This is a genomic window from Rossellomorea sp. GAMAL-10_SWC, assembly GCF_049568075.1.
Taxonomy (GTDB): Bacteria; Bacillota; Bacilli; order Bacillales; family Bacillaceae_G; genus Gottfriedia.
Genome location: NZ_CP144911.1, coordinates 2,181,764 through 2,197,762 on the forward strand (window position 1 = coordinate 2,181,764; position 15,999 = coordinate 2,197,762).

Annotated in this window: 19 protein-coding genes; 1 reads left to right on the top strand and 18 read right to left on the bottom strand. The window is 30.3% G+C overall.

Annotation, left to right across the window (positions count from 1 at the left end; all coding sequences use genetic code 11):
- Positions 1-83: 83 nt before the first annotated feature.
- The 9 genes from V5E38_RS10615 to V5E38_RS10655 form a co-directional block, all read right to left on the bottom strand.
- Complete coding sequence (locus tag V5E38_RS10615) at positions 84-374, bottom strand: hypothetical protein (protein WP_499213257.1); 291 nt, start codon at positions 372-374, stop codon at positions 84-86.
- A 101-nt stretch (positions 375-475) separates the two neighbouring features.
- Positions 476-829, bottom strand: coding sequence for a hypothetical protein (locus V5E38_RS10620; protein WP_499213258.1), 354 nt, complete (start codon positions 827-829; stop codon positions 476-478).
- 316 nt (positions 830-1,145) lie between these two features.
- Positions 1,146-1,649, bottom strand: a complete 504-nt coding sequence (locus V5E38_RS10625; protein WP_499213259.1) for a hypothetical protein — start codon at positions 1,647-1,649, stop codon at positions 1,146-1,148.
- A gap of 140 nt (positions 1,650-1,789) precedes the next feature.
- On the bottom strand, positions 1,790-2,119 hold the full coding sequence (locus V5E38_RS10630) for a hypothetical protein (RefSeq protein WP_499213260.1): 330 nt from the start codon (positions 2,117-2,119) through the stop codon (positions 1,790-1,792).
- A 325-nt stretch (positions 2,120-2,444) separates the two neighbouring features.
- Complete coding sequence (locus tag V5E38_RS10635; RefSeq protein ID WP_499213261.1) at positions 2,445-2,612, bottom strand: hypothetical protein; 168 nt, start codon at positions 2,610-2,612, stop codon at positions 2,445-2,447.
- Positions 2,613-2,791: 179 nt separating this feature from the next.
- Complete coding sequence (locus V5E38_RS10640; protein WP_499213262.1) at positions 2,792-3,115, bottom strand: hypothetical protein; 324 nt, start codon at positions 3,113-3,115, stop codon at positions 2,792-2,794.
- Between the two features lie 89 nt (positions 3,116-3,204).
- The gene (locus V5E38_RS10645; protein WP_499213263.1) at positions 3,205-4,347 is read right to left on the bottom strand and encodes an anti-sigma factor; all 1,143 of its coding nucleotides are present in this window, start codon (positions 4,345-4,347) and stop codon (positions 3,205-3,207) included.
- The gene (locus V5E38_RS10650) at positions 4,340-4,840 is read right to left on the bottom strand and encodes an RNA polymerase sigma factor (protein ID WP_129692254.1); all 501 of its coding nucleotides are present in this window, start codon (positions 4,838-4,840) and stop codon (positions 4,340-4,342) included. Before V5E38_RS10650 ends, V5E38_RS10645 begins: the two co-directional genes overlap by 8 nt.
- A 596-nt stretch (positions 4,841-5,436) precedes the next feature.
- Positions 5,437-6,828: a M1 family metallopeptidase gene (locus V5E38_RS10655; RefSeq protein ID WP_499213264.1), complete on the bottom strand. Its 1,392-nt coding sequence runs from the start codon at positions 6,826-6,828 to the stop codon at positions 5,437-5,439.
- Positions 6,829-7,197: 369 nt separating this feature from the next.
- Here V5E38_RS10655 and V5E38_RS10660 point away from each other — a divergent pair, with 369 nt between their 5' ends.
- Positions 7,198-7,626: a DUF4362 domain-containing protein gene (locus tag V5E38_RS10660; protein ID WP_129692252.1), complete on the top strand. Its 429-nt coding sequence runs from the start codon at positions 7,198-7,200 to the stop codon at positions 7,624-7,626.
- 154 nt (positions 7,627-7,780) lie between these two features.
- On the opposite strand, the gene V5E38_RS10665 is transcribed toward V5E38_RS10660, so the two are convergent.
- The 9 genes from V5E38_RS10665 to V5E38_RS10705 all read right to left on the bottom strand — a co-directional run bounded on the left by V5E38_RS10665 (position 7,781) and on the right by V5E38_RS10705 (position 15,994).
- Positions 7,781-8,236 carry a DUF4304 domain-containing protein gene (locus tag V5E38_RS10665; protein WP_165347235.1) on the bottom strand — a complete coding sequence of 152 codons (456 nt, stop codon included), beginning with the start codon at positions 8,234-8,236 and terminating at the stop codon, positions 7,781-7,783.
- Between the two features lie 131 nt (positions 8,237-8,367).
- Positions 8,368-8,616, bottom strand: a complete 249-nt coding sequence (locus V5E38_RS10670) for a hypothetical protein (protein WP_098948406.1) — start codon at positions 8,614-8,616, stop codon at positions 8,368-8,370.
- Between the two features lie 215 nt (positions 8,617-8,831).
- Positions 8,832-9,689, bottom strand: a complete 858-nt coding sequence (locus tag V5E38_RS10675; RefSeq protein WP_499213265.1) for a LolA family protein — start codon at positions 9,687-9,689, stop codon at positions 8,832-8,834.
- Positions 9,686-10,252 (bottom strand): sigma-70 family RNA polymerase sigma factor, encoded by a 567-nt coding sequence (locus tag V5E38_RS10680; protein ID WP_499213266.1) that lies wholly within the window; start codon positions 10,250-10,252, stop codon positions 9,686-9,688. Before V5E38_RS10680 ends, V5E38_RS10675 begins: the two co-directional genes overlap by 4 nt.
- Positions 10,253-10,460: 208 nt before the next feature.
- Positions 10,461-11,057, bottom strand: coding sequence for a hypothetical protein (locus V5E38_RS10685; RefSeq protein ID WP_499213267.1), 597 nt, complete (start codon positions 11,055-11,057; stop codon positions 10,461-10,463).
- 191 nt (positions 11,058-11,248) lie between these two features.
- Positions 11,249-11,815, bottom strand: coding sequence for a hypothetical protein (locus tag V5E38_RS10690; protein ID WP_499213268.1), 567 nt, complete (start codon positions 11,813-11,815; stop codon positions 11,249-11,251).
- Between the two features lie 146 nt (positions 11,816-11,961).
- Entirely contained in the window at positions 11,962-12,336 is a 375-nt protein-coding gene (locus V5E38_RS10695; protein WP_129692244.1) for a hypothetical protein, read from the bottom strand.
- Positions 12,337-12,758: 422 nt separating this feature from the next.
- Complete coding sequence (locus V5E38_RS10700) at positions 12,759-14,915, bottom strand: S9 family peptidase (protein ID WP_499213269.1); 2,157 nt, start codon at positions 14,913-14,915, stop codon at positions 12,759-12,761.
- Between the two features lie 137 nt (positions 14,916-15,052).
- A complete protein-coding gene (locus V5E38_RS10705) occupies positions 15,053-15,994 on the bottom strand; it encodes a hypothetical protein (RefSeq protein WP_235832975.1) in 942 nt (313 codons plus the stop codon).
- Between the last annotated feature and the right edge of the window lie 5 nt (positions 15,995-15,999).

Genomic DNA, 15,999 nt, shown 5'->3' on the forward strand with positions numbered 1-15,999 from the left:
AGTACAACTAAACTGTCATTTAGCTGCATAAGAAAAACGATCCTTCGTTATTGAAGAATCGCATTGCGTTAGTTGTATAAGCGTTATTTATGTAGTTGTGATATATATAAAGATTGTGATGCAACTAGAATGATAAATACCGATAAGACAAAGAAGGCAATTGACCAACTTTTCTTTTTTAAAATATAGTGCTCTATCCCCGATAATAACATATATACAGCAAGGATCATTCCTATAAGTCCAGAATATAAAAAATTTACAGGATATGATTTTAAAGAAAAAATAAATAATACTGTGATTGGAATGATCAATATCATTTGGGTAATTACGATAGGTTTTACCCTGTTCTTGAAATAACGGTCGCTAAATGTCATTAAACGTAATCCCTCCTTCCTGTAATAAAAAATACATCTATGTCTATAAAGTCGATTATGTTGTGTAACTAAAGCATCAGTTTGTTGAATAAAATTGTCTTTTATTTTTTAAAGTTCACAAATGAACCAATTAAAGCCCCTATTCCTCCAAAAAGTAGTGTTGATGAACCTTTTAAAAAATGAGCGTTCAAAAAAGCAATATTTAATAGCCCATTATAAAGAAAAATAAATATGAAGCAGATTACAATAAAATACCATTTTGAAGTAAACCCACGATTCAAACCGTGTTCTTTCATTTTCTTTTTAATCAAATGTTGTGTGTAGAATAAGAAAACAAGAAACAGAACTAATAAAACTAACACGATGCTAATCGAAATTTTCATTTTTATAATTGTATAAAAAATCATAGAAACAATTCCGATAATTATTAATTCAATCCTTTCATACCGATTCATAATTACTCCTTATTATTCATTATTTTCTATCTGTTATATATAACTAAAATGTTGATCAGAAAATTATCTATTATGTGTCAGTAATCGTCAATTGGGTTATTTTGTGTGTACTATGAAAATATTTTCTGTATAAAAGGAAGTCACTTTTCAAAATAAATAATACTTTTTCTTATACAACTAATCTGCTATTTTGTTGAATAAGAAATTAGCGATCTTCTATTGAAGTATCGCATGCGTTAGTTCAATAAGGAATTATGGACTTTCAAATAAGACGTGTAAATAGGTGACATATAAATTAAATCTATAAGATACTCCCTTAGTAAAACTCCTCTAATAGATAAAGTTGTTTTTTTGTAGGATTTAGAATGAAAATTGCTGTATCAACCGATTTTTTGTGTGTGATCAGATAATATCCTTCTTCACTAACTACTATGGGATGACGTGAAAGTGCTAATTGATTATCCTTCTTAGAATCTCTTGAATACTCAATTGCGATTTCAGTGAATTCATTCACCTTTTCTTTAAGCATAATACTATTTTTCTCGTCGATTTTCTTCCAATAATTCTTTTTGGTTAACTTTTTAAACTCTTCTGTATCATACGAATACACCGTAAATAACTGACCATCCAAACCAAGTCCACCAGTATCATTAAGAATAATTTCAGATTTCGTAGGATGATTAATTCCTACGTGCCAATTATGCTTAACGAATATTTCATCTGAGAAAAAATGTTGATAGAGAAAGTACCACCCAAAAAGTCCTATTAGTATTGATAACGTGATGTACGATACGAATTTTTTGTTAAAAACTGATTTCATCGATTAGTTCTCCAAGAAATTTTATTCAATTACCCTAATGTTATCACATACTCTTATCCAACTAAACTGCCATTTTGTTGAATAAAAAAGCGATCTTCTATTGAAGAATCGCATTAGTTAGTTGTATAAAGAAACTTAATTTATTTAACTCTTACAAAATAGAAACCTGTCCCATTTTCTTGTGGAACAAACCCTTGTTGAGCTGAACTATTTTCCACCATGTTTTGCTCTTCTGCTGATATAAATGTGTAAAGATCTTTTCCTTCAGCTATCATACCTTCAAGACGATCTTGTTCTTCTCTAGAAACGACTCTGTATTGATTTCCATTATTAGTGGCTGTTTGTCCAAATTTTACTTTTGATTGTTCAGTTTGTGCAAATACCTTTGTACTTTGCGAATCTTTCGTAAAACCGATCGATAATGCTAAAGCTCCTGCAACACCAAGTGTTAACACTAATTTCTTTTTCATAAACAAACCTCCTAATTAATTTTGGTAAGAAATTCCATCTTGTTGGTATAAATACAGTAACACAATTACCATAAATAATTTGTCTAATATTGTTCAGCTATCCTGCCATTTACTTGAATAAGAAAAAGCTATCGAAGCAGCTTAAAGGTTGTTCAACTAATGCATGCGTTAGTTGCATAACAAAGCTTGTTATTTGCGACGAGATTTTGAAACTCGCTTATCAATTTCTGTAACAGAAAAACCGATTATAAAAACAATTAAACAGAGCAAAAAATTATTTATTTTCTCATTAAATAAATGCATGCATTAGTTGAAGATAAATTGTTTATTCTCTTTTCTTTTTTGATTTAAGGCGTAATACATCTAATGTAAAAAAGAATCCGATAATTGCAAGAAAGAATGCCACTGAAGATAATTTTGAAGGGTAATTCCAGATACCAAACACTAAAATAACAACAGTTAAACACATTCGATAGAGTAATAATTTTTTCATGCAATTACCTCCATCTAAGATTTTTAATTTCATTTTTTAAAATTATATTTCGTTACGTCTGTAAGAAGTACCTGTTTCTTATGCAACTAATCTGCCATTTTGTTGAATAAAAAAATCGACTAAACAGCCGATCTTGTAGTCTAACTAATGTAATGCGTTAGTTGAATAAGACAAGAATTTCATCTCTTTACTTTTCGCATAAGTATAAAACTAATTAAATAACATAGACTTGTAATGCCAAATACCGCAAAGATTCCAGGCGTAAGAGCCATGTATAAACTAATAGGAAGCGACCAAATAAAAGCAAGTAGTAATATCCATTTCCTATAAGTTAATGAAGCAAATAATGCTAAACAAGCAGGAAAAAACAACATAATTGCAGTACGTGTCACCACATCGGTTTCTGTACTATTTGAATAGGGATTAAAATAATTCAAAACAACCCATAATAAAATACTTACTACACTTGAACAGACACCTAAAATAGATGCATTTTTCAACATTTTCCTCCCCCTATTCTCTTCTTTGTCATTTAAACTAATAAACAATTAGGTCTTACATAAAATTATTTGTTACGTTTCATAAGTATTTTTTATTTTGATTCATTCCAATTCCAAAAATCAACTTCCCCTACACTTGCTTTTCCTACCCATTTTTCTTTTTGTAATTTTAAAAGTTCTTTTGTTGGACCAGTGACTACAGCTCCATAGATCCTCACACCATTTCTTTTGATGTAGTTTGTTTTTTCTAGCAATCTCTGTTTAGAAAAAGATGTTACATTTTGAGAGATTAAAGTATTTGAATTCATTAAATCTAACACATCCAAAAATTCTTTATTTCTTTTCGGAGCATCACCATATGATTCAAACCCTAAATTTACTGAACCTGTAATTTCAGTGGTCACAAAACCATTTCCCTTTTTTTCTTTTGAGATTACTTTTTCATTCTTTTGCAAATTAAATCCAGAGTACGGAAATCCAAGTGAAGGTTCAACTTGTTCAATGTTATTTTTGTCAATACCAGTATCTACTGCAAACCAAACAGGTAGCAAGTTTTTTTCCTCAAGCAATTTTAAAACAGCATTTGTGGTTAAGTAGTCAGAAAATGATATATAAAGTTCTGATACTGTTCCTTCTGGCAATTTAGTTAACCTTTTAAAACCATCTTCTATTTGAATGCTCTTTTGTTGTTCTGGATAGCTAAAAAATGGATAAGATTGTTCCTTTTTTGAAATATTTATGGTTGGTAAACCGAAGAAAAACGATGATTTTAATTCTCCAATATTCTTTTGCCCATCTCCAAGTTGCTTAATAAGTTCTCCGTCGATATAAAGCTTTAAAATGCCACTTTGAACACTATCATTAACTGAAACATTTGGATGTGTCGCTTCTACTGAGGTTCGAATAATTTCAGAATAATTTGAAGCACGATCGGGTTCACCCCAAGAGTAAAATATCGTTGTTACCGACCAACATGCGCAACCAACAAGTAACAAAATGGAGAGTGCGGTTAATGCATTTTGTATACGAGCTTTCCATATCCCTTTCTTGATTAAAGCCTTTTCATTAATATTATTTTTCTTTTGTTTAGTGCTATCATCCCCTTGCATGATTTCATCTAAATAAGATTGATATATTTCCAATTTATCAAGTTCATTTTCTAATTGAATTTTTTCACTTTCAGAGAGTTTCCCATTCGTATAAGCCTCTAACTTTTCTCTAAAATTCTCATCCATTACCATTACCTCTCTCATTATTTCTTAAAGTTTGTCTAGCACGAAAAATTAAAATTTTGACATTCGATTCAGAAATCCCCATTACTTGTGCAGTTTGTTCATATGTAAAATGATGAATAGATACCAGTAATAATGCATTTTTTTGTTTTTCTGGCAGTTCTCTTATATTAATAAGTATCGATTGAAGTCGTTCTTTCATTAACAATTGCTCTTCAATCGTTAAAGAATTATTAGCAACATCATAAGAATCAAGATCTTTATGTATAAGTCTTTTCTCTTTCCTCTTCTTATCAATAAATAAATTGTACGCTACTTTAAATAGCCAAGGTTTCATTTGTTCACTTCTCAGTTTCTCAATTTGTAAAAATGCCCGAAAAAATGTTTCTTGAACTACTTCTTCAGTAATTTCATAATCTAATGAAATGGAAAACAAATAACGTGATACTTCCTTGGCATATGCTTCATAAATTTCTTCTAATGTCTCGTTCTCCATCTCTTCCCCCCTTCATATAAAACACGTTTGAGTGAATGAAAAGTTACATACTTTTTTAAATTTTTTTAATGTTTCTCATGAAATTGTTGCTTACTTTCCAAATAATGTAAGGTAAATTGCTTGTTATCATGTAATTAAGAACAATCTACAAAAAAAAGAGTCATATACTATGACTCTCGAACTTTAGATAAAAACATAGTATTTACATCTGCAAAATATTACTTTTAAGTAGCTAAAATAATACAGTGAAACATAATCTCGATTAAAAAATTTTATCCGTTACCAGCTGTTAAATTTCCATTTCTCATGATATAGATTACTTTTAAAGTAATTCTACTCATCTTAATTAAATTCAATTTAATACTCAATTAATCCTTTACTTGTTAAACTATACTCATTTAAATCAATAAAGATTAATCCATAAAGTAAATCGAACTATTTTCAACAAATACTTGATAGTTAACTCTAAATCGAAAATTAACCTTCGCAGATGATATTTGAAAATGTAGTTATAGTTGTTTTATTAGAAATTCATAAACTTCTTCTAATCATCGTTGTAAACGGTGGATTGTTAAGATTGGACCAACCACTACTGGTTAGCTTTCGGCAACATTCAACCATTTTTCAAATATTTTATCTTCTTTTATTCTCAGTTCGTATTTCATAAACCTCAGAAATTCTTTTGTATCCACCTCTTTATATTGATAGTAAGCAAAATACTCTTTTAAAAACCTTTCCATTGTTTTACGACCACCGTGTGCATTAAATATTTTCAATAATTCATGGGCAGACTGACCATACACATAACTGGAGTATTTCATAGGCATATATTGATCAATTGATAGATTAGAAGGTTTTGGTTCTAACTTAATAGGCAGCTTATAATTGGGAATTTCCTTTTTTCCTGCTAAAAATAAACTAGTTGCAAATGATGCAAACCCTTCATCTAACCATGCATCATGATAGGGATCATTGCTGATTACTCCATAAAACCATTGATGGGCGATTTCATGAACAATCATACTTCTTGTATTAATACTTCTACCAGTTGAATCAACAGTTACAACCCCTGGATACTCCATCCCAGCATCGCTTGCAATGATATCCAATTGTTTAAATGGATAGGGACCTATTATTGATTGAAAGTATACCAATGATTTAGTTGCCGTATCCAGAGCAACCTGCTGATCACTTTCATTAAAATTTAATAATCTAATATCAATCTTACCAACTTTTTTACTAATTACGTTTGGCTTTTTTAGGATTCCAACAAAGACTTCTTTTACATTTTGGACACTTAATTGATTCGAAGGTTTGCTTGAAAGTTCATCTTGGTCACTAGTTGTGATAACGGTGTATTCATTTGGCACTTCATATTTTAGGTTAAAGTTACTGAAAGCTGTATGATATGATTCGCCCTTGAACTGGTAAGGAAGTTTATTCCATCCTTTCCCTTCTATGTAAGTCGGAACCATAGGGTACCATTGTGCTAGATAAAAGTTATCACTTTGTTTCGTAAATCGAAAACCATTGTCAGGTAAGGTAAATGAATAAGAGATTGATATACTAGTTGTTTGATCAGGCTCTAAAGTTGTTTTTAATGGAATAGTTAATTGATCTTCAACAAGGTTGTATGGTGAATGAATATCATTTACACGAATACTTTGTATGCGGATTTTTGACGGATGTTGGAGTGTGGGTGAGTTTTCTTTTGTAAACATGTTTGGTATAAAATATAGTTCAACAGAATTCAATTTGTCTTTCGAAGTGTTTGTAATATCAATGAAAGCTTGTACATCAAACGTTTCATCTTTTTTCATTTTTAATGAAAGATTGTAGACTGTATTTACACCAGGTGACTTACTAATTGGTTTGAAATTTTCCTTAATAACTTTACCTGTTTGCATTGAATTACTATCCTTTTGGCAACTAGCCAAAATCAGTGAAATGACTATTATTAAGAAGATTAAACTACTTCTATTATTCATTAATTTCCCCTTTCTTTTCCCAGAAATCTATTACCTCAATCATTTTTACAAATAATCAATAATTGAATGTTTGAAAATTTACTGACTTTAATTTTTACTAAATTTTACCATAATCATAACAACTATTGAATTGTCTTTTAGAACTACTCTTTACAAGTCAATTAAATGAACCCCCAATATAGACCATTTTATTAAGCAAAATTATTTATATACTTTAGAATGCTGTAGCTAAGGGAATATAACCTTTTTATAGTTAAACAAGGATCACGATATACAGAGAGTTTTTCATAGTTTTAGATAAATAAAGGGAAATTATCTAAATTCTAGAATTTATAATTAATTTACTAGATGAAGGGCTGATAAAAAAAAATGAAAAGAAAACTAATGATGGGAATGAATGGTTTTATTCTATGTTTGGGGTTAGCTGCTTGTAATGGTACACACAAATCGAATTCTGCACAAACCCTTCCTGATTATAAGCCAGCAGTTGATGATGTAATAGATACCCATGGAGAAGTGAAGAATAAGTCAAAGTTTCTAACATTTTTAGACCATGTTAAGAAAGGGGAACCCGACCAAGTTAGAGTGGTTCATTACACTACTGAAGGCGACCCAATTTTACATGATTTACACTATAACGGAAAAGAGATTTACTCGACTGTTGACACAAGAAGAGACAATTTCGGAGATAAAAAAATTTATGCAACAATTTGCAAAACCATTGTAGAGACCGAATTGAACTATGTATTGACTAGTTGCAAAGATTCCACTCACGATACGTCCATCTTAACAAAATAAATAAGTTTAAAAGCACCATTCAATTGAAGGGTGCTTATTTTTATTTCAGATCATTAATTTTCCTAAAACTATCTTTTCGTTTACTTGAGATAGAAAAAAGCTATCGAAACAGCTTATTGATTGCTCAACAAAGCAAGCGTTAATTGAATAAGAATTAATCAATATCAAGGAATTTTTTTGTTTCAAGTGTAGTATGAAATAAGAGTTCAGGTTCTTTTTTAAGTAACTTTTGTAAATCCGATATGCTCTTTATCGAAAGTATGTATTTGTTAATATTCTTATCAAATTGCTCAATTAATAGTTCTTTTTCCACATTATGAATTTCGATAAGATCTGTTAACTTTCTATTATATTTAAATTTGAAACTAAGACGTATATTACCATTAGTGTAATTAGAGATTTCCTTAGTGTTCAAATCTTTAATAACATAGCTCAAGTTAAGATAATATCCGTTTGTGTAGCTAGTTTTTTGTAAACCTAAAACAGAAATAATATCTTCATTGTCAAAGTAATAATTACTTCTTCTTTTTTTCATCCCGTTGGCTAGAAGAACTTCATCTACGAATTTTTTGAACTCTTTTATATCCATAAAAACTCCTTTTAAAAGCATTCTCATCTACTCCAATAATAACATTCCTTTTTAAGCTAATCTGCCATTATGTTGAATAAGAAAAAGCGATTTTCTATTAAAGTATCGCATTCGAAAGTTGATTTAGAAAAAACTATATTAAAGCTCAAATATTAAATCTCAAATAAAGTAAATTGTTCTGATTCCACTTTCTTTTTCTTTGTGGATTTTTTCTTTTCAATTACTTGTTTCGAACTATTATTTACTTGAACAGCTATTTTTACTGCACTTATATAACTGTGCTCTTTATTGCAATTTGGACAGATGTATATCTGTTTGTTAATACGTGAGTCAGCTAGTTTCATACGTTCTTCTTTTGACATTCCTATGTTTTTAGCACATTGCCCACAAGTTTTCTCCATTACCTTCAACCCCTATTTTAAATTCTTTTCTGTAAGAAGAAGCGTTAAATTATGTAAACGGTTCATAAAATAATTTATCATAATGAATCCTAAATGTCTTATTGAACTATGCTGCCATAATAAAAATAATGACTAAATAGCCGATCATGTTTTACAACTAAATCATGTGTTAGTTCAATACGAACTGGGTTCATCACAAGATTAAAATACATTCTTTATTCATCTTCAAATTTCGGATTACTTTCTGATTTTTCCATATACAATTCATATTCTTTTTTCTGTTCTTTAGACATTGATTTCGGGTTACTAGCATTAATTACATGTGCTCCTTTAGGAGCATTCATATCAAAAATACTTTGAGATATATGTGCATTAAATTCTAATTTCAATAATTTAGAATTTTCTACTCGAGTATAATTAGGATGAATTTCAATTTCTCTTACAAGGAATTCAGTTTCATTATCAAACCATAGTTCCATTTTTTCAGTATCTGATAATTGAACCAAATATTTATTTACAGACCGATTAAAAAATATGTCAGTTCCTAGATCTTTTATTTTGGAAGGATCAAGTTCAGAAAAGAATGTCTTTTCAAAGTTTAGGCTGTTTTTTTCATCATTTTTTTCAATTAAGAAAATATCTGCTTCCTTATCATATGAAACAATGATTTTACCATCTGAAATTAAATAGTTGCCATTTTGACTTTCGTCCCTTTCTTTTTTCCCTGAAATATATGTAGTAAAGACATCACCATTCTTATATTTTTCAACTGCCATAATGACACTATTAGATGGAAGATTGTCCATTTTCTCGAATTTATCAGCAATTAATAAATTTAATGCTGCTTTTATTGATGCTTTAACAGGTGGGACATTCATTAAACTGATACCCATTACTAAAAATACACTACAAGCTAAAACAAACTTTTTCCAACCTTTTATTTTTTTCTTCTTTTTAATTGATTGTTTTAAAGTTCTTTTTACTTTAGCACTTTCTAATTCATTTACTTCCATTTCCTCAAATTCATTTAAATCTATGTCAAGCTCATTCAATAATGCATATATATCTTTCATATTAAACTACCTCCTAGATTAAGATTCGTAGCTTTTTTTGAAAGTTTCTTCTTTCCTCTATAAATCCGATTATCTATTGAAGCTTTAGTTAGACCGAGCTTTGTAGCAATAACTTCCGTTTTTAATCCTAAAAAGAATTTCATAATAAAAATATCCCGATCGACTGGCTCTAATTGATTGATTAACTCGATAAGTTCTATTTTATTTTCCAAATAAATTAGTTCATCCTCTACTGACTTTTCAGCATTCAAATCCATGTAAGCAGATGTGAATTCTACATTTTTAATAAACTTTCTGTAATAATCAATCGCCTTAAACTTAGCAATCACACAAATCCATTTCTTGAAATCCGTTGAATTACCATTAAATTTTTTGGAATTATTCCAGATTGAAAGAAAAATATCATTAATACATTCTTCCATGATCCCATCGTTTCTAATGGGAGAGAGAACCTGATGTGTTACCCCCTTAATTAATGGCAAATATTGATCAACAATAAATTCTAATGCATCTTCTTTTTGTCGTTGTAATCGCTTTATAAAATTTTTATCATTAGACTTCATTTAACCATTCCTTTATTTTTTTGTAAAAGGCTTTACACTTAATACAACGTATATAAAATATTTTTTTCTCACATTTTTTTGAGGAAATTCCGCTATAGAATTTCAAACTTATTTTATTGAACTTTCCTGTCTTTTACTTTCAATAAAAAAGAGTACCGACTAGGTACCCCTCATCTTCAACTAACACATTCTTAGTTGCATTATGTATCTAAAAAATTACTTTATTATCCTTATCTTGAATTTTAACTTTCTCAATTTCATTCACTCTATTAAAAAAATATACTTTTTTATTTATTTCAATATCCTTTATAAATTTCTTACCTTTACTATCTACAATCACTAGCTTATTTCCTTGTTTTAATAGAGAGAGATTATCAATAACTACTCCAGAAAAATTCTGTTGATTGTCCATTTCTCCAAAAGTTGTGACAGTATTATCAGAATTTAATGAGGATTTAAACGAACCACCTTCATAAACTTTCCCGAATATCTTTGTTAATTCATAGTATCCATATATATTTTTATTTTCATAAAATAATATTGTTTTATTTCCAACATTTTCAATTTCTGGAGATTGCAATTTATGTTGAACGGCAAAATTTTTAGCTTCTTTTAATGACAAATGCTCTACACAAAATCTTTCAAATAAATTAAAACCTAAAAAAATTATTAATAAGACAGCTATAAAAATAAACAGCCTATTTTTAAAAACCATGCTTTTCTTTACAACCTTTAATAGCGCAAAACCTATTAAAAATATTACTGCTAAAACTATTAATATATTAATTAAGCTAAAATTACTCATTTCCGCTCTCCTTAAAAATTTATCTTAACAAGATTATTCGATACCAATATTAATTTCTTTGAACAACTAATCCGCTAACTCTTTAATTTTCAATGTGCATTCATCTTTATTCATTTGGATAAATTCTATCAATTGATTTCTTAGTCTGATTAACAATCTACGAAAGTGTCTGCACTGTTCAACAATATGTATTAATTCATTAAGTCATTTTCTGTTATCTTATTACCGTCTTTATCAAAATACTCATATTCATACTCAAATTTGTTGTCTTTGGCTTTTGGCATATCTTCTAATTTCATTAATACTGCTGATTTTGGATGTAAGACAAATACGATTTCTTTAGTTGATTCTCCTATAACTTTTATTTTCATTTTGGATACGGGATTTTCACTATTTGAAACGACTAGCATGTGTTTCAAGTTTAAATCCTTTCCTAATTGAACTAAAAACATCGAAAGAGGCTCCTCTGCATAACTTTCAATATTTGTCCATTTATAATTGCCATCTTTATTTTTATAGAAATGAATGTATGCAGGTTGATTGTTGTATAAGAATGCAACTGTCCGATCATTTTTTGTATCAAAAATTTTTAAGATTTCAATTGCGTCTTTGTCTTCATATCCATTTGTTGATTGAATAGCTTGCATTATACCTCTTTCACTGTTCCCATATACTTGCGTAGATGGTTTTAAGAAAATAAAGAGGACAGAGCAAAGTATTATTACGAGAAAAGCAATTCGTATTTTAGACTTTAACATACTATTCTCCTATGAAATCATCGTTATTGAGTACCTAATTTCGTTTATTATTTTGGTTTACTGTCTTTTTGTTTATAATAATTCTTAGCCTTCTCCAAACTTTTAGGAATTCATTGCCTATATCTAAGAGTTAGCCCTATATAAATTTAATTCATAAACTGTTCTTGAAGTAATTGGATTGTCTTTGAATCAAGTTTGTAAATTTTTCCTCCTATCCCAGATACAAGGTTTTGCTTGTAATTAACATTGTATTCATCTTTTTTACCCTCATCATTGATAAACCACAAAGTTATATCAGAACTTGGCATTACAATATCTCCTGATTGCTCTTTCTTTCCTTCGAATCCCTTTTCAAATGTTTCAATGCGATTATGGTCTTCATCTGCTGTGTATATAATCGTGTCGATATCTGTTTTCCCAACAAGTGCAACAGTTTGAGGATTTTTACTTTCTGTTTTCGTTTTCATTGAACATCCGAATAAAATTAGCGTACAACATAATAGCATGAAAATTCTCTTCATATAAACCTCCAGTTTTTAATCATACTCTAATCTTATTCCCTCAAATTGATACAACATCCTTCCCTTCAACTAAAAACACATCATTTGGAAGACTTCTTCCAATTGTATAAGTAGAAGGAACTATTCTCATACGTTGATACTAAAATATGATCTAAAGTAAATATTCTATTATTTTATCTACTTAATCACACTAATGTTTCTTTTCACATAATCAATTGTTTGTTGAGTAATTTTCATTAAAGATGTATCCTTTTTTAATTTTCTATTTTCTAATGGATTTTACAAACAGATTAACGCTTTTTCAACCATATCTCCATTTATCACTTCAACGTTTTCAATAAAGCTATTAATTTAGAAATCTTAGATCTACAAGAAAGTGCCTAGAAAAATAAAATTTCCTAGGCACTTTCTTCGTTTTTATCTTAAACATAAGTATCAAACCATTTTACTACTCTTTCATAATAATCAATTAAGTTCTTTTCACGCCATGTTCCTTGCCAGTGATCCTCATCATAAAGAACCATTTCCGCTATTTTTCCTAATCGATTAAGCGATGAAAATATTGGTCCAGCTTCATCTTTACAAATGTGGTCTTTTGTTCCCTGTACAATTAATACTGGTGCATGAATATTGTGTAATTCAAAAAAAGGTGAATTCCGAATATATCGTTCCTTATTCTCCCATAAAGTCACTGCCAAATTAGGTTGACCATCTTCAATCCATCCGTAATTATAATTTGGATAGTCAAACTTTGTGTACATGCTGATTAAGCTTCCCACCCCACCAGAAATAACAGCCGCTTTAAACTGATGAATGCGGGTGATTGCTACGAGAGCGGAATATCCTCCGAATGAGTGACCAATGATTCCAATTCTGTCAGGATCAATTGCTGGGTGCTTCACGAGTTCATCCAATGCACTTTCAATTGCATGAGTAATTTCTGTAGCTGGTTCATGACTGTTTCGATTCATTGGCAAGTCTGGTAAAAATATGGCATATCCTTTTGAGACAAGAAGTTGATGGTTATCCGCAAGATTTGAACTCATTCCGAATTTCCTACTATTTTCAGATTGCATCGATCCCCCATAGACTCGCATAATTACTGGAACCTTACCCGTTCGTTTCTTTGGAAGTAATAGTGCACCTCTTAATAATCGATCTCCATGCTTCCAAAAAATAAGTTCTGACTCGCCAAATTTAGTCGTATCAATCGTACTTAATTTTGAACTGAGACGAATTTGTTGAGTTTTTACATCCAATATTTTAATACTAGGAGGTTCATTTGCGGATTGAGAGAAGAAAGCAACTATTTCTGATTTATTGGTGTTCTTATATACGGCTCCTCCTTCGAACCAAGGTAAATGTGCACTTGGCTCTTCGACTAATTTCATGCATGCTCCCGTTATGTAATTTACTTTATAAAATCCATAGATTGCATACATCTTATCGATTGTTTGAACAACGACTTGATTTGCTTGGTCTGAATCTGGCATGACAGCTAAGATATCACGACCATCAATCTTAATCTCATTTATAATGTCTCTTTTGTATTTTCCGAAACGCCATAGGCATCCTTTTACGATTAGTAACAGATCACCATTAAGTAATGTTGTAGGTCCATCATATTCTCTCCCTAATAAAATAGTAGGTTGGGCACTGAAACATTTTACTTTTTCAGATGACTCAATATCAATTGATAATACCTCACCACCTAATATTTCTCCAATCGAAGTGTAGATTAATGAATCCCTGGACTGTTCCCACGAAAAACTTAATCCATATTCCATTTTGATATTTTTTTCAAGATGAACAAGCTCATTCTTCTGTTCAATTGATGTAATACATAAATCATAGATTAATTGTTGAGAATGGATATTCTGGGTCCCTAAACAATTTGTAAAAGCAAGATATTTCTCACTTTTTGATAATGCCATTCCAACTGGAAATACATCATGAAAAAGAATGTTACTTTGCCCTGTTTGAATATCAATAATTGAGATATTTGAATGATAGCGATTTATCCAATTATGATTTCCTTGCTGAGCTGTTTTTTCTTGATTCGTTTTAAATACTTTAGGTTGTACGTCACTTTTACTAGTTTGTATATCCTTCGAGAACTTAGATGAATAGAAATATGAATTATCAACTTCTTTTAATGGAATCGATTTTACAATAATGCACTTTCCATCATTCGCCCAAATAGGTTTTTCGAAGCCAAAGAATGGTCGAACAATAACTTCTGATGCGAGTTTCAAAGTTTTATCAGAAGGTGCCCATAACCAAACTTGGGCATTGTTATTAATATCTGCATAGAATGCTAGAGTTTCTCCATTTGGTGACCATACTCCACCCCAACTACTTTTCGCTTTATTTGTTATCTGAAATGTTTCACCTGTAATTAGATTACATACCCATTGTGAATTCCCATCTACTACTTGCGATACGCCACTGGTCACATGACAATGAGCTTTACCATTCAAACAAAAAGCAAGCCACTCTCCATTAGGAGACACTGACATCTGTACTCGATCAGCAGGTTCTTTGATTTTAAGTAGCTCACTCACGGAAAGTTTCCTCATTTATATCCGCTCCTTTATATGAAGTTTTTTTATATGATCGCTGCTAATACACAAATCTTATTTATGCTACGCTGAAAGAAAAAAGCACTTAACTAGACGTTAAGTACCTTGGAAATTTGCTCTTGTTACAGATATATTTACAAGTAGCCAAATGCTTTAAATTGTTTATACCTATTTGCTGCAAGAACTCCCATCCATTGTTGCCTTGCGATTTCAAAGTGTTTAGGGTAACTTCCCCAACTCCATGAAATGTCCCAAACTCCATCCTTATTAATTTGTTGTACATAAAAATCTAAATTTTTTTCGATTAAATGACCAAATCTTTCGCTTAGTGGATGGCTGGGATGATCAATAAAGTCTAATGGTAGAGGTTTATACCCTGTTCCCCAATTAGAAACGTCTTTAGCTATGCATTTTTCTGCTAAATCTAGTATTTTAGTAGAAATACTTTCTAAAGAGCGTTGTGTTCTAAGTTCTAGCAGTTCTTTATACGGTTCGATTATTTTTATAAATTGTTGATAATTATTTATTTCATGTCGATCCATTTCATTTTTTTGCATTAAATGTTTAACTGCATTTTCAATTGAATGCCATCCAATTTCCGCAGACCCACTTTTCACAGTCGACCAATGAACTAAGAAAGCAGCTAGTTCTACCCCAGGATTAAACATCCAATTTTCTTGCACACCCTCCGTCCAATGCCACCAAGGAGCATGTGGATAGTCATTTGTATCTTCTAACACTGAATCCCACATACCTGATTCCCTATCATTTGTTTGAACAAGATATTCAATCATTTGTTTTACCATTTGATGATCTGCATCCAAATCGATTTCCATCAAGATTTGTCCTGCAACCCACGTCCCCATTGGAGAAGAATTTGGTAACAAAAAATCTGGTTCTATGGCTTTACCAAAACCACCATCTTCATTCTGATACTTTTTTAATTCGTTCAACACTGATTCTTTATCACCATTCTCAAACTCAAAGTCAAACCTAGCGCTTTCTAATTTCCGACCGTTCATCTTAATAAATGCTTTACCTTTCTCGAATTGATTTATCAGAATTTTATTATACAAACCGA